The sequence below is a fragment of the Mycobacterium simiae genome, assembly GCF_008370645.1.
Taxonomy (GTDB): domain Bacteria; phylum Actinomycetota; class Actinomycetes; order Mycobacteriales; family Mycobacteriaceae; genus Mycobacterium; species Mycobacterium simiae_A.
The window spans coordinates 29,586-46,439 of record NZ_VTZN01000021.1 but is presented as its reverse complement, the minus strand read 5'-3'; the positions used below and the strand labels follow the sequence as shown (position 1 = coordinate 46,439).

The 16,854-nt window shown below is 63.4% G+C and carries 2 pseudogenes; one reads left to right on the top strand and one right to left on the bottom strand.

Going from position 1 to position 16,854, the window contains the following annotated elements:
- A pseudogene (locus F0Q45_RS05845) lies at window positions 1-488 on the bottom strand (IS1380 family transposase); the annotation flags it as partial.
- 282 nt (window positions 489-770) lie between these two features.
- On the opposite strand from F0Q45_RS05845, the pseudogene F0Q45_RS05840 reads away from it, so the two are divergent.
- Window positions 771-16,652 (top strand): annotated as a pseudogene (locus F0Q45_RS05840) (amino acid adenylation domain-containing protein); the annotation flags it as partial.
- Window positions 16,653-16,854 lie beyond the last annotated feature (202 nt).

Sequence of the window (16,854 nt, the reverse complement as noted above, 5' to 3'; positions counted from 1 at the left end):
TGAGCCCGAGAGTTTGGCCCAGGCGACCAGACCGGGGGCAGCCAGGATGATTTCGAGCCATGCGGCATTCGCGTGGAAGCCATGGCAGGTTGGCGGTCCTCCACGCGGGCGTGTTGGCGGTGTCGCAGCTCGAGCCCGGCAAGCTGGCCTGCGATGACGCCGTGCGCTGTGTCGATGAACGCGGTGACCCGCGTACCGTCGGCGTCGGTGAACTGCAACTGCGCGCCGGGGTTCGGGCGCTCCTTGCGCAGGATCAACCGGGTCCCGCCAGGCCATGCGGGCAAGTCGACCAGCCCGGTGGCCTCAGCCTGCACCAGGACTGTGATGTGGTCGGCTGCGGTGTTGTTGCCGGCGTTGTCGGCGCGCAGTAATCCGGCCATCGCCTCGCCCCCGGCGCTCTCTGGACGATCCAAGAACGCCAACAACGGATGGTGCCGAAACGACTTTTTCCACGTCGCAGCCGTGTTATCGCAGTGGTCGATGGCTAATGGCCAGCTCCGCCATCCCGACGGTCATCCTATCTGTGTGCACAATGTCGAGAACACGCAGATTTCCTAGCCAAACTGCCTCTAGACGCCCAAGCAAAGACCCAGCTATGTTGGCGCGATGTCTGCGAAGTCGTATCACTGCCGGGCCCCTCGGCCCGCAATCTGTGCATAGGCGCCAAGCTCGCTCACCGTCGCCCACGGCCGGCGCAATTACTTAGGGGCTACGAGCTGGAATGACTCACAGCCATGTGATTACTCAGAATTCCGGGTTGCGGGATTCAAATGATGTTTGATGAACCCAAGTTTCCACTGACCCGCGGACAGCTGGGCATATGGCTGTCGCAGGAAGCCGGTTGTTCGCCCACGGAGTGGCAAATCGGCCAATTCGTGATTATCGAAGGCGCAGTGCCGCGAAGCCTGCTAGAGCAGGCCATTCGCCAGGTAGTGGACGAGGCCGAACCTATCAGGGCCGCTTTCTTTGAAGTTGGTGGCCGCGTTTACCAGCAAGTGATTGACCACCCCAATTTCGAGGTTGACTTCGATGATCTGGCGGGATTCGACGATGCCGTGCAGCGGGCCCGCGAGCACGCGTCGTTGATCCATAGCGTGCCCATGCCGTTGGCTGGACCGTTGTTCAAGTTTGCATTGTTCAGGACTCGCCCTGATCAGGTCTACTTATTCGTCTGCATCCATCATTTGGTCGCCGACGGATTTACTGCGGCACTGATAGTCAATCGGATTGCGGCAGTATATTCCGCGCTTGAATGTGGTGACTCAATTCCAAGAGCGTTGTTTGGCTCGTTACAAGACTTGATTGACTCAGAGCTGGAGTATGAGGCGTCCGTCGATTTCTCCGAAGACCGGTCATACTGGACCGAGGCTCCACTGCCGCACTGCGCGCCGGCTTATCCGCTGCAACCTACTGCGTGTCAGCCGGGTACCGGTTCGACGCGAATTCAGTTGGACCCGGCGATTTTGTCGCGAATGCACGATCTGTGCGATGTACTGGATATTCGGCGCTCATCACTGATTACTGCGGCGTGCGCGATCGTGGTGCGCAACAGTTCGGTTAGCGGCCCAGAAGTGGTCCTCGATTTCCCGGTCAGCAGGCGGGTAAGCCGACAGTCAAAATTGTTTCCGGGAATGGTCGCCGGGATTGTGCCACTGGCATTGAAAATGTCGCCGCTGGCTACCATTGCCGGCTTCTGTGAGCACGTCGACACGCAGATACAAAGCGCGCTGCGGCATCAGAGGTTTCCGGTATATGAATGGCAAAACGCCGGCAATCCCGCTAATGTGGGTCAGCCGGCGGCCAGGGTCAACGTCAATCTGATTCCCGAGTTCAGCGTTGCACCTTTCGGTAGTGCTCCGGCGACGTTGGTGGTTACGAATATTACTCACGTGGATCACTTCGGGTTCTTTTTCTTTAGATACGGCGACCAGCTGTTCCTGCAAACCGCCGGTGCCGGGCAGCCGTTTTCGGATTTCGACGTCTCCGAATTGGTACGCCGGTTGGAGCGGGTGTTGGTGGCGATGGCTGCCGATCCGGGGGGATTGGTGTCGTCGATCGATGTGTTGGATGCCGGTGAGCTTGCGTGGTTGGACGAGTGGGGTCACCGGGCGGTGTTGGCCCGGCCGGTCGCGGCGGGGTTGGCGGCGTTGTCGATCCCGGGGTTGTTCGCCACTCAGGTGGGGGCGACTCCGGATGCGGTGGCGCTGGTGTTTGCGGGGCGATCGTGGACATATCGGGAGCTCGATGAGGCCGCTAACCGGTTGGCGCACCGGTTGGTTGGGGTGGGCGTGGGTTGTGGTGATGTGGTGGCGTTGCTGTTTGAGCGTTCCGCGGAGGCGGTGATCGCGATTGTGGCGGTGCTCAAGACGGGGGCGGCGTATTTGCCGATCGACCCGCTGTATCCCGATGCGCGGGTCGGGTTCATGCTTGCCGATGCCGCGCCGGTGGCCGCGATTAGCACCGCGCGGCTGCGTTCTCGTTTGGATGGGCACGACCTGATGGTGCTCGATATCGAGGATCCGGCGATTCAGCAGTGTCCGGGCGTGGGGTTGCCGATCCCGGCCGCAGACAATATTGCCTACCTGATCTACACCTCGGGCACCACCGGTATCCCCAAGGGCGTGGCCATCACTCACCTCAACGTCATCCAACTGTTCTCGGAACTGGATTCGAAACTGCCAGCCGGGGGAGTGTGGTCGCAGTGGCACTCGTATGCATTCGACGTTTCGGTGTGGGAGATCTGGGGTGCGCTGCTGCACGGTGGCCGGCTGCTGGTAGTGCCCGAATCGGTGGCCCGATCCCCCGAAGACTTGCACGCATTATTGGTCGCTGAACAAGTCGGTGTGCTAAGCCAAACGCCGTCGGCGTTTTATGCGCTGCAAACCGCCGACAGACTCGCGCCTGAGCTTGGGCGCCAGCTTGCCCTGCAAACAGTGGTGCTGGCAGGGGAAGCCCTTGAACCGCAACGCCTTCGACCGTGGCTGAACAACCACCCAGGATCGCCAAAGCTAGTCAACATGTACGGCACCACCGAGACGACGGTGCACGCGTCGCACCGGCAGATCGATGCAAGCGACACCGGTAGCACCGATAGCCCAATCGGAGCGCCCTTGCCCAATCTCGCGTTCTTCGTACTGGACGGGTGGTTGCAACCGGTGCCGGCAGGGGTGGCCGGGGAGTTGTACGTCGCCGGCGCCGGAGTCGGGTGTGGATATTGGCGGCGCTCGAGTCTAACGGCATCGCGTTTCATAGCGTGCCCTTTCCAGCGAGGCGGGACGCCGGGTCAACGTATGTATCGCACCGGAGACGTGGTGCAGTGGGGCGCCGACGGTCAGTTGCGGTACCTAGGGCGGGTTGACGATCAAGTCAAAATCCGCGGATACCGGGTCGAACTCGGTGAAGTAAGAACGGCCATGGCTGAGGTAGCCGGGGTTGATCAGGCGGTTGCGATCGTTCGGGAGGACCACCCCGGTGACAAACGTTTGATCGGTTACGTCACCGGAGTGGCAGATCCGGTCGAGGTGCGCGCGGCGCTGGCCGACCGGCTGCCAGGTTACCTGGTCCCGGCCGCGGTGGTGGCGCTTGCGGCGCTGCCATTGACGGTAAACGGCAAACTGGACATCTGCGCGCTGCCGGCGCCGGAGTACACCAATGCCGATCACTACCTGGCAGCGTCGACCCCTACCGAGCAGATCCTAGCTGGGATCTACGCCCGCGTACTGGGTGTCGAGCGTGTCGGTGTCGAAGCCTCGTTCTTCGACTTGGGTGGCGACAGCATTTTGGCAACACACGTGGTGGCGTTGGCCCGTGCCGCCGGGGTGGTGTGTCGGCCGCGTGACATTTTCGTCGAGCAGACCGTATCTAGGCTGGCTCGTGTGTGCAAAGCGGTTGGCGGCCAAGGTGATCCGGCTGAAGACGGTATCGGGATGATCTCGCCGACGCCGATCATGCGGTGGTTGCAATCTGTGCCGGGACCGGTGGATGAGTTCAACCAGATGGCGCTGGTGTCGGCTCCCGCTGGAGTGGATGAGACCGACGTGGTGGTGTTGTTGCAGGCATTGCTGGATCGACACGCCATGCTGCGATTGCGTGTGGACAACGATGCGGCCGGACAATGGTCACTGTCGGTGGCCGAACGAGGTTTGGTGGACGCCCGCAGTTGTCTGCAGCGGGTGGATTTCTTGTCCGATGCGGCGTTGGCGACGGCGCGGGCGCGGTTGGATCCCTCCACCGGGGCAATGCTGAGTGCGTTGTGGATCGCTCATAGCGCCGAATTAGTGCTAATCGTTCATCATTTGGCCGTCGACGCGGTTTCCTGGCGGATTCTGCTGGACGACCTCAACACCGCCTGGGAGCGCCACCGGGCAGGGCTGGAATTGACCTGGCCCGACCAGGGCACATCGTTTCGGCAATGGGCCGAACTGCTGAACGACTATGCGCGAAATCCGGCGGTGAGCGAGCTGGCGGACACCTGGCGTCAGGTGGCTGCGGTTCCTGCCGGTCTACTTGCGGTGCGTCCGGCGGACACGTTCGCCACCGCCGGACAGTCGTCGTTCCTGTTGGATGCCGCGACGACGCGCATGCTCCTAGGCGAGGTGCCGGCGGCGTTTCACGCTGGGGTGCAAGACATCCTGTTGATCGGATTCGCGTTGGCGTGGACGCAGTTCTTGGGATCCGGCAATGCCCCGATGCTGATCGATGTTGAAGGTCACGGCCGCCACGAGGAGGTGGCCTCCGGGATCGATCTATCGCACACGGTGGGGTGGTTCACAACCAAATACCCCATCGCGTTGGCGCTGGATCAGCAGGGTTTAGCGTGGACCCAAGTAGCGGGCGGTGAGGTGGCGCTGGGCGCACTGATCAAAGACGCCAAAGAGAAGCTGCGCGCCCTGCCGGACGGCCTAACCTACGGCCTGATGCGATATCTCAATCCTGATGTGGCCCTGCCCGATTCGGACCCCGCGATCGGATTCAACTACTTGGGGCGCACCGGCACGCCACCGGCACGACCGTCAGCCACTGACAGTTGGCGGATCGATCGGTGGGGTTCGCTATTCACCGATCACGGCAGCGCCGGATTGCCCATGCCGCTGACGCACACCGTGGAGGTCAACGCCGCCGTCACCGACACCGATGCCGGCCTACAACTGCGCGCCGACTGGACATGGGCAACATCAGCCCTGGCTTCCGAGCAGATCAGCCAGTTGAACCGGTTGTGGTTCGCTGCGCTGGGCGGGATCTGCACCCACGTGCGTCGCGGCGGGGGTGGGTTCACGCCCTCCGACTTTGTCCCTGCCAGGTTGAACCAGCAGCAGATCGACGAGCTTGAACACCGCTACCGGATTGCTGACGTGCTGCCACTGACCCCGCTGCAACGAGGCCTGCTGTTTCATGCCGATACAGCGCAGCGGGGTGACGATCCGTACGCGGTGCAGCTCACCATCGATCTGGCCGGCCCAGTTGACCGGGAGCGGCTGCGCGCAGCCGTGCAGACAGTGGTCGGCCGCCATCCGCAGCTAACGGCGCGGTTCTGGCGACAATTCGACGAACCCGTCCAGATCTTGGTTGAGGACCCGTCGGCGCCGTGGCGCTGTGCGGAAGCCAGCTCCGACGAACTGGCTGAGCGGGTGCGCGCGGTGGAACGTGCCGCGGTGTGTGATGTGGGCGATGCGCCGTTGTTTCGCGCGGCGTTGATTAATAGCGCCGTGGATCAGCACCAGCTGGTGCTGACCACTCACCACCTGGTCGCCGACGGCTGGTCGATGCCCATCTTGCTGCGGGAAATCATGGCGAGCTACCGCGGTGAGCGGCTTGAGGTCGCCGGGCAATTTCGCAGCTACCTTACCTGGCTGGCCGGCCGTGATCACGAATCAGCCTGCGCTGCTTGGCATTCGGCGTTGGACGGCCTGGTATCTCCAACGTTGGTGGGCCCGCCGGACCGGCTCGGGGTGGGCCCCCGCGAAATGCAATTTTTCCGGCTGCCCACCTACGTCATGCGAGCAATCACGGAGCTGGCGCGTTGCTGCCACACCACGGTGAGCACGGTGCTGCAGTCTGCCTGGGCGCAGCTGTTGGTGTGGCTGACCGGCCAGCACGACGTGGTGTTCGGTATGGCAGTCGCGGGTAGACCGGCGGAGTTGGCCGATGTCGAATCGATGGCGGGTCTGTTCGTCAACACCGTGCCAGTGCGGGCCCGCTTCACCGCGAATACCACTGCGGCGCAGTTACTGAACCAATTGCAAACGTTGCACAACAGCACCCTCGAGTACGAGCACCTGGCACTGAGTGAGATCCACCGGGTAACCGGTCATGAACAGCTGTTCGACACCCTTTTCGTCTACGAGAACTATCCCGTCGACACCACCGCATCCCTCGGCGCTGCGGACCTGGCCGTCACCGAGGTCAGCCATCACTCTTCCACCCACTACCCGCTGTCGATCCAAGTCGTGCCAGGCGACCAGCTGGGTGTTTGGGTGGCGTTTCGGACCGACGTTTTCACTGCCGCCAGCATCGAGACGCTCGTCAGGCGGTGGCAGCGGGTGTTGGTGGCGATGGCTGCCGATCCGGGGGGATTGGTGTCGTCGATCGATGTGTTGGATGCCGGTGAGCTTGCGTGGTTGGACGAGTGGGGTCACCGGGCGGTGTTGGCCCGGCCGGTCGCGGCGGGGTTGGCGGCGTTGTCGATCCCGGGGTTGTTCGCCACTCAGGTGGGGGCGACTCCGGATGCGGTGGCGCTGGTGTTTGCGGGGCGATCGTGGACATATCGGGAGCTCGATGAGGCCGCTAACCGGTTGGCGCACCGGTTGGTTGGGGTGGGCGTGGGTTGTGGTGATGTGGTGGCGTTGCTGTTTGAGCGTTCCGCGGAGGCGGTGATCGCGATTGTGGCGGTGCTCAAGACGGGGGCGGCGTATTTGCCGATCGACCCGCTGTATCCCGATGCGCGGGTCGGGTTCATGCTTGCCGATGCCGCGCCGGTGGCCGCGATTAGCACCGCGCGGCTGCGTTCTCGTTTGGATGGGCACGACCTGATGGTGCTCGATATCGAGGATCCGGCGATTCAGCAGTGTCCGGGCGTGGGGTTGCCGATCCCGGCCGCAGACAATATTGCCTACCTGATCTACACCTCGGGCACCACCGGCGCGCCCAAAGGGGTCGCAGTTGCCCATCAGACCGTCACCCGAGCCATGGAGACTCTCTTTTTCGGCCTGCCGGAGCCGGCCGACGAACAGGTCTGGACGCAGTGGCATTCGTACGGTTTCGACGTCTCGGTGTGGGAGATCTGTGGCGCGTTGCTGAACGGTGGGCGGTTGGTCGTCGTCCCCGAGGCCGTGGTGGGCTCGCCCGAAGAACTGCACGCCCTATTGGTGTCGGAGCGGGTCACCATCCTCAACCAAACCCCCTCAGCGGTTCGCGCCTTAACGCCCGACGGGCTGGAATCTGTGTCCTTGATCGTTGCGGGGGAGGCGTGCCCAGCAGAGCTCGTGGACAAGTGGGCCCCGGGCCGGGTGATGATCAACGCCTACGGTCCGACCGAGACGTGGTATGCGTCCGCGAGCGCGCCGTTGACCGCGGGTTCAGGAAAACCGCCGATCGGTACCCCCCTGGCGGGAACGGCGTTTTTTGTTTTGGATGGGCGGTTGCGGCTGGTACCGGTGGGTGTGGCCGGCGAGCTGTATGTGGCCGGCACGGGGATCGGGTGTGGCTACTGGCGACGCGCGGGGTTGACCGCGTCGCGATTTGTGGCGTGCCCATTTGGTGGTGGCGGAATGCTAGGACAACGTATGTATCGCACGGGGGACTTGGTGCGATGGGGCACTGACGGGCAGCTGCACCATCTGGGGCGCACCGACGACCAGGTCAAGATTCGCGGATACCGCGTCGAGCTCGGTGAGGTTACGGCCGCCTTGGCGGAGGTAGCCGGGGTTGAGCGCGCCGTCGCAATCGCTCGCGAGGACCGTCCCGGGGACAAGCGCTTGGTGGGTTATGTGACCGGTACCGCAGCGCCGGTCGAGGTGCGTGCGGCCCTGGCCGACAAACTGCCGGCATACCTGGTCCCGGCGGCGGTCGTGGTCATCTCGAGCTTCCCGCTGACGGTCAACGGCAAACTCGACACCCGCGCGCTGCCGGCACCGGACTACACCGACACCGATCGTTACCGCCCGCCGACCACCCCCACCGAGGAGATCCTCACCGCCGTCTATGCCAGGGTGCTGGGCTTACAGCGAGTTGGCATCGACGAGTCCTTCTTCGACTTGGGCGGCGACTCGCTGCTGGCGATGCGAGTGATCACCGCAATCAACGCCACCCTGGATGCAGACCTGTCGGTGCGTACGGTGTTCGAGGCACCCACGGTGGGTCTGCTGGCCGCACATATCGGAGTGGGCAAATCCCGCGCGCTGGCGTTGCGCCCGTGGGTGCGGCCCGCGGTAATTCCGTTGTCGTTTGCGCAGCGCCGGTTGTGGTTTTTCGATCAATTCGAGGGGCCCTCACCGGTTTACAACATTGCGGTGGCGCTGCGGCTCGCCGGCGAGCTTGATGGGCAGGCGTTGCAGGCGGCGTTGGCCGATGTGGTGGCCCGTCATGAGAGCCTGCGGACGGTGTTCGTCGCCGCCGAGGGGGTACCGCAACAAGTGGTGCTGGCCGCTGACCAGGCTGATTTCGGGTGGCAGGTCATTGACGCCACGGGGTGCAACGCGGAAGGGGTGCGTGCGGCCGTTGACGACGTCGCCGGTTATGCGTTTGATTTGGCGGTCGAGATCCCTTTGCGGGCAATGCTTTTCGCGGTGGCCGACGACGAGCATGTGCTGGTGCTCGTGGTGCACCATATTGCCGCGGATGGTTGGTCGCTGCGGCCGTTGATGGCCGATCTGGGGGTGGCCTACGCCAGCCGGTGTGCGGGACAGGCGCCGGGTTGGGCGCCGTTGGCGGTGCAGTATGTCGATTACACGTTGTGGCAGCGCGAGCGCCTGGGTGAGCTGGAGGATCCCCACAGCGGTATCGCTGCCCAGTTGGCCTATTGGGAACGTGCGCTAGCAGGGTTACCCGAACGGTTGTCGTTGCCCACTGATCGTCGCTATCCGCCAGTGGCTGATCACCGCGGCGCCAGCGTGGGTGTGGAGTGGTCGGCGGGGTTGCAGCAGCGGGTGGCCCGGCTGGCTCGGGAACACAATGCGACCAGCTTCATGGTGATCCAGGCCGCGTTGGCCGCACTGCTGGCCCAGTTGTGCGCCACCGACGATGTGCCAATCGGCATCGCGGTAGCCGGCCGCGCTGACCACGCCCTCGACGACTTGGTGGGCATGTTCGTCAACGCCTTGGTCTTGCGGATTCAGATGACCGGCAACCCCACCTCCAGCGAGCTGCTTGCCCAGGTACGAGCACGCTGTCTGCAGGCTTTCGACCATCAAGACGTGCCTTTCGAAGTACTTGTCGAGCGGCTCAACCCCACCCGATCGCTAACCCATCACCCGCTCATCCAGGTCATGCTCGCCTGGCAAAACTTCACCGGGGCCAACACTGCCGGCGATTTGCTGGCGGGATTGAGTCTGGGTGATCTAGAAGTCACACCGCTGCCGGCGGATACCCACGCGGGCCGGATGGATTTGGTTTTCTACCTGGGCGAACGCTGGACCAGCAGTGGCCAGCCGGCCGGGATCGGTGGGGCAGTGGAGTTTCGCACCGATGTTTTTGATGCGGGGAGCATCCAGACCCTAGTTGCGCGGTTGGAGCGGCTGTTGGAAGCGATGACCGCTGATCCTGGACGGTCGCTGTCGTCGATTGATGTGCTGGACGAATCTGAGCATGCCCAGCTGGATGGGTGGGGCAACCGCGCGGCGCTGGCCCAGGCCGCGGCCGCCGGGCCGGTGTCGATTCCGGGGCTGTTCGCAGCCCGCGTGGGCGAAACACCGGATGCTGTCGCGTTGGTGTGTGCGGCGCAATCGTGGACCTATCGAGAGCTCGACGAGGCGGCCAACCGCCTCGCGCATCGATTGGTCGGTGTGGGTGTGGGACCTGGTCATGCCGTGGCGTTGTTGTTTGAACGGTCCGGGCAAGCCATCATCGCACTGCTGGCGGTGCTCAAGACCGGCGCCGCGTATGTGCCAATCGACCCGGCGTATCCCGACACACGGATCGCATTCATGCTCCGCGATACCGCGCCGGCGGCGGCGATCACCACCACCGCCGCCCTTCGCGACCGGCTCGCCGAGCACGAACTGCGGGTAATCGATATCGACGATCCCGCCACTCAGGACTATCCGGCAACCGAATTGCCCATACCCGCTGCAGAGAATATCGCCTACCTGATCTACACCTCGGGAACCACCGGCGTCCCCAAGGGCGTAGCCGTCACCCACCACAACGTCACCCAATTCACGGGGAACCTGAGCACGCATGTGCCGGTAGCGGGTGTATGGGCGCAATGGCATTCCTATGCCTTCGATGCTTCTGTCGAGGAAATCTGGGGCGCGCTGTTACACGGCGGGCGGCTGGTGGTGGTAACTGAACCGGTTGCGCGCTCGCCGGAGGATCTGCATGCGTTGCTGGTGGCCGAAAAGGTCGACGTGTTAAGTCAGACCCCGTCGGCTCTCCGGGCGTTGTCGCCGCAAGGTTTGGAGGCGCTGACGCTGGTGGTCGGAGCGGAGGCCTGTCCGGCAGAACTGATAGATCAGTGGGCGCCAGGCCGGGTCATGATCAACACTTACGGCCCCACCGAGACGACGGTCAACGCGACCATGAGTGCACCGTTGGTCGCCGGTTCAGGAGTACCGCCAATTGGCACCCCGCTTCCCGGAGCAGGCTTGTTTGTGCTCGATCGCTGGTTGCGGCCGGTGCCAGTCGGCGTGCCCGGAGAGTTGTACGTGGCTGGTACCGGAGTCGGCGCCGGCTATTGGCGCCGACCAGCCCTGACCGCATCCAGGTTTCTGGCCTGCCCGTTCGGTGGCGCGGAAGCGCCCGGTATGCGCATGTACCGGACCGGAGACGTGGTGCTGTGGCGTGGCGATGGACAGCTCCACTACGTGGGCCGCGCCGACGAACAAGTCAAGATCCGCGGATATCGGATCGAATGTGGCGAGGTCGAGGCGGTGCTGGCGAGCCATCCTCGGGTAGCCCAAGCGGTAGTCACCGCTCGCACCTTCGCCGGCGCGAGCGAGCAGCATTTGGTGGGTTACGTCGTGCTTGATAGGCAGGCGACGCTGACCAGGGAACCGGGCCGGGAAGCGGAGCTGGTGGAGCAGTGGCGGCGGCTGTACAGCGGCGAAGATTCCTCGGGGTTGACGGATGAGGCGCCGAGCCAGCTGGGCGAGGACTTCCGGGGTTGGAACAGCAGTTACTCCGGGGCGCCGATTCCTTTGGAGCAAATGCAGGAATGGCGGGCGGCGGTGGTGAACCGCATTCGCGGGCTGCGCGCCGCGCGGATCTTGGAGATTGGTGTTGGTAGCGGACTGTTACTTGCCCGGCTGGCCCCCGACTGCGTCGAGTACTGGGGCACCGACTTCTCCGCGACGACGATCCAGTCACTGCAAGCGGCACTGGCCTCGGTGCCGTGGTCCAACAAGGTGCAGTTGCGGGTGCAGCCAGCACACGTTGCCGACGGGTTGCCGGTGGGTCATTTCGATGCGGTGGTACTCAACTCGGTGGTCCAGTACTTTCCGAGCGCCAGGTATCTGCTTGATGTCCTGCAGCTGGCGATGCGGCTACTGGCGCCGGGCGGGGCCATTCTTATCGGTGATGTCCGCAACCTGACGCTGTTGGAAGCGTTCACCACCGGAATGCTGTGCGCTGATGGCGCTGATGGCGAACAGGCCCTCGCGCTAACGCATGAGCGGGTGCTTCGCGAGATGGTCGCCGAGCAAGAACTGTTGTTGGCGCCGGAATTCTTTGTCGCCCTGCCGCAGCATCTTCCCGACATTGCGGCCGTTGACGTGCAGCTAAAACAGATGGAGTCAGTCAACGAACTCAGCGGCTACCGATACGAGGTGGTGTTACGCAAAACACCGGTAGTCGTGCGCTCGCTAGCTGACCTCCCAGCCCAACCGTGGGAGCGGTTCGCAAGTCTGACCGCGTTAGGCGAGTATCTACAGTCCCAGCAGCCACCCGGCGGGTTGCGGGTGACCGGAGTGCCGCACAGCGGGATAGGGCCGGATGTGGCGATGGCACAGGCCTTGGCCGCGGCCAGCGAGCGGGTCCGGGCCGCGCAACGGTGTGTCGCCACGCCCACCAGTGACGCGGTGCTGCCGCACCAGTGTGTTTTGCTCGGGAAGAAACTGGGATACGCCGTCGCGGTGACTCTGTCGCCCGTCGCCGGTCTGATCGATCTCATATTCACCCGAGTTGGCGACTCACCCAGTAACGAACCGTCTGCGGCACTGTCCGACTTGTATCTGCCAGCCACCGCACCGAGGCACCTAGGCGACTATGTCAACGACCCGTCGTCACTAGACCGGGCCGCGGAGCTGCGCCGGTATACGGCAACCCAGTTGCCGGGGTATATGGTCCCTGCGGCGATCATGATCGTCGAGGCGTTGCCGCTGACCCCGAACGGCAAACTCGATCGGCAGGCGTTGCCGGCTCCGGACTTTGCCAGTGGGACGGCGCATCGGGCACCGCGTGATCAGCAGGAACAGATGTTGGCCGCGTTGTTCGCCGAGGTTTTGGGGCTGAACCGGGTCGGGATTGATGACGGATTTTTTGACCTGGGCGGGCATTCATTGTCGGCGACCCGGTTGGTGGCACGGATACAAGCCGAACTGCAAAATGAGGTTCCGCTGCGGGCCGTATTCGAAGCACCCACCGTATGCCAGTTGGCCGATTGGCTTGCCGCACATAGCCAAGGGCAGACCCCGGTGGCGTTGCGCCCGTGGGTGCGGCCCGCGGTAATTCCGTTGTCGTTTGCGCAGCGCCGGTTGTGGTTTTTCGATCAATTCGAGGGGCCCTCACCGGTTTACAACATTGCGGTGGCGCTGCGGCTCGCCGGCGAGCTTGATGGGCAGGCGTTGCAGGCGGCGTTGGCCGATGTGGTGGCCCGTCATGAGAGCCTGCGGACGGTGTTCGTCGCCGCCGAGGGGGTACCGCAACAAGTGGTGCTGGCCGCTGACCAGGCTGATTTCGGGTGGCAGGTCATTGACGCCACGGGGTGCAACGCGGAAGGGGTGCGTGCGGCCGTTGACGACGTCGCCGGTTATGCGTTTGATTTGGCGGTCGAGATCCCTTTGCGGGCAATGCTTTTCGCGGTGGCCGACGACGAGCATGTGCTGGTGCTCGTGGTGCACCATATTGCCGCGGATGGTTGGTCGCTGCGGCCGTTGATGGCCGATCTGGGGGTGGCCTACGCCAGCCGGTGTGCGGGACAGGCGCCGGGTTGGGCGCCGTTGGCGGTGCAGTATGTCGATTACACGTTGTGGCAGCGCGAGCGCCTGGGTGAGCTGGAGGATCCCCACAGCGGTATCGCTGCCCAGTTGGCCTATTGGGAACGTGCGCTAGCAGGGTTACCCGAACGGTTGTCGTTGCCCACTGATCGTCGCTATCCGCCAGTGGCTGATCACCGCGGCGCCAGCGTGGGTGTGGAGTGGTCGGCGGGGTTGCAGCAGCGGGTGGCCCGGCTGGCTCGGGAACACAATGCGACCAGCTTCATGGTGATCCAGGCCGCGTTGGCCGCACTGCTGGCCCAGTTGTGCGCCACCGACGATGTGCCAATCGGCATCGCGGTAGCCGGCCGCGCTGACCACGCCCTCGACGACTTGGTGGGCATGTTCGTCAACACCCTGGTGTTGCGCGTCGCTCTGGCCGGTGATTCCACCGTCAGCGAACTGCTAGCCCAGGTACGCTCGGGCAGCTTAGCGGCCTACGAGCATCAAGAAGTTCCGTTTGAGGTGCTGGTGGATCGGCTCAACCCCGTCCGAAGCCTCAGCCATCACCCGTTGGTCCAGGTGGTGTTGGCCTGGCAAAACAACGCCGCCGCGGAGCCGGCGATAGGCGATCTAGAAGTCACGCCCATACCTATCGACACCCAGAGTTCCCCGATGGACCTGGTACTTTCCGTAGCCGAACGCTTCACCGACACCGGTAGACCTGCCGGGATCGCGGGCGACGTCAAGTTTCGCACCGATGTCTACGACCCCGCTACTATCCGGACTCTCATCGAGCGGATCGAGCGGATGTTGGAGGCGATGACCACCGATCCCCACCAGCGCTTGTCATCAATCGATGTGCTCGATGATGCCGAGCGCGCTCACCTAGACGCGATCGGCAACCGAGCGGTGTTGACCCGCCCGGTGTCCACCGCGGCGTCGATTCCGGAGTTGTTTGCTGGCCAGGCTGTGCGGACCCCCGAGACGGTCGCCGTGGTGTGCGGGCAGTGTTCCTTTACCTACCGTGAACTTGATGCGGCGGCTAATCAGTTGGCGCGGCTGTTGACCGACAATCGTGTGGGCCCCGGCGATGTGGTGGCAGTGCTGCTGGAGCCTTCCATCCAGGCCATCGCATCGATTCTGGCCGTACTCAAATCCGGGGCCGCCTACCTGCCTATTGATCCCAACCACCCCGATACCCGCATTGCTTTCATGATCGCGGATGCCGCGCCGGTGATCGCGATTGCCTCCGCAACGCTGCGCGACCGGTTGGACGGCCATGATGTTGTTGTCATCGACGCCGAAGATCCCCGGATTTCGAGTTATCCCTGCGACAGCTTGCCATCGCCGACCCCTGACGACCTCGCTTACATCATCTACACCTCGGGCACCACGGGTGTCCCCAAGGGCGTGGGAATCACCCACCGCAATGTCATCCAGCTGTTTGCATCCCTGGACGCGGGCATAGTACCGAGGGCTGGGCAGGTGTGGACGCAGTGTCATTCGTATGCGTTCGACGTCTCGGTGTGGGAGATGTGGGGTGCGTTGCTCCACGGAGGGCGGCTGGTAGTGGTACCCGAGGCCGTCGTGTGCTCGGCTGAGGCGTTTCATGCCCTGCTGCAGTCCCAACACGTTGACGTGCTCACGCAGACACCATCGGCACTGGGGGAGTTGTCCCCGCAGGAGTTGGCGACTCCGACGTTGGTAGTGGTAGGTGAGACATGCCCGGCTGAGCTGGTACGGCGATGGGCGCCTGGGCGCAAGATGATAAATGCCTACGGCCCAACGGAAACCGCAATGTGTGTGACGGTGAGTGCGCCGTTGACGGCAGGTTCAGGAGATGCGCCGATCGGTTCGCCGGTATCGGGGGCGGCGTTGGTTGTGTTGGATCAATGGTTACGTCCCGTGCCGGTTGGTGTGGCCGGGGAGCTGTATGTGGCTGGTGCCGGGGTCGGCTGCGGATACTGGCGCCGGGCGGGCTTAACCGGGTCGCGGTTTGTGGCTAATCCATTCGGCGGGATCGGCACTCGGTTGTATCGCACCGGGGACCTGGCGCGTTGGGGTGCTGACGGTCAACTGCAGTACCTGGGGCGTGCCGATGAGCAGGTGAAAATCCGCGGGTACCGGGTCGAACTCGGCGAAATTCGGGCAGCCCTGGCCGAATTCACCGGGGTTGACCAGGCGGTGGTGGTTGTCCGAGAGGACCTCCCCGGGCAAAAGCGCTTGGTCGGTTACGTGACCGGAACTGCAGATCCGGTCCAGTTGCGCGCGGCGTTGACCGAGCGGCTTCCGGCGTACATGGTTCCTTCCGCGGTGACCGCGTTGCCGGCGTTGCCACTGACAGGCAATGGCAAACTTGACGCTCGGTCCTTGCCGGCCCCGGAGTACTCCGACACCGGTCGGTACCGGGCCCCATCCACCCCGACCGAGGAGATAATGGCCGACATCTATGCCCAGGTATTGGGCTTAGAACGCGTTGGGGTCGACGACTCGTTTTTCGATTTGGGTGGGGATTCGCTATCAGCGATGCGGGTGATCGCCGCGGTCAACACCAAATTCGATACCGATCTTTCGGTACGCATGCTCTTCGCGGACTCAACGGTGGGAGGCATGAGCCGTCGACTGGGCGAATACGGGGGGCCAGTCGACGAACTCTTCCCACTTGAAACCCTGAACGAGGGCACCGGTGCGCCGTTGTTCTGCATTCATCCCGGCGGTGGCGTTAGCTGGTCGTATCGGGGATTGGCCCAGTATTTGCAGTGCCCGATCATCGGCATCCAGCAAGTCGCGCAGTATGGAGAAGTTGAACCTCAATCAATTTCCGACATGGCGAAAAATTATGCCGACCGGATCCAAGCATTTCGTCCTTCCGGTCCGTACCACCTCCTCGGTTGGTCTTTTGGTGGACTCGTGGCCCATGAGGTGGCCGTCGAACTTCAGCGGCGAGGAGGGTCGGTCCCGCGCTTGATCCTCCTTGACTCTGCTCCTCGCCTCAACGGCAGCGCGCTGGAGCACGATGATGAGCTCGTTGAACGTGAAGTCCTGGAAGAGATCTCGCGATCCAGTGGGCGTGCGGGAGACGTTGTACTCCCGTCCAGGCGGCTGGTTGGGGCACTAATGAAAAACATGAACGCCAACCGCGATTTGTGTCTACAAGAACGTACACCCGGCGTATTCAACGGCGGGGTAGTCATATTTTCGGCCGCACGCAGCGTGAGTGAATGCGATTCACCCCTTCGGCAGAGCTGGCGTCCGTACGTCAACGGCGAAATCACCGAGTGCTCGGTCGATTGCGCACATGCTGACATGCTGACGGCTGAATCTCTAAGTGTGTATGGAGAACAACTCGGAACCTTTCTATCGGCTCGATGAGGCCAAACTGTATCCGGCCAGCCGATAACCGGCTGCTTTAGCCTCGATTTTGCATGCCAGTTGCCTTGGGGGGCGAGTCGACCTCGGGTTAGCCTGTGGCACTGACTGTTTGGTGATGTGGTGTGCTTGACTG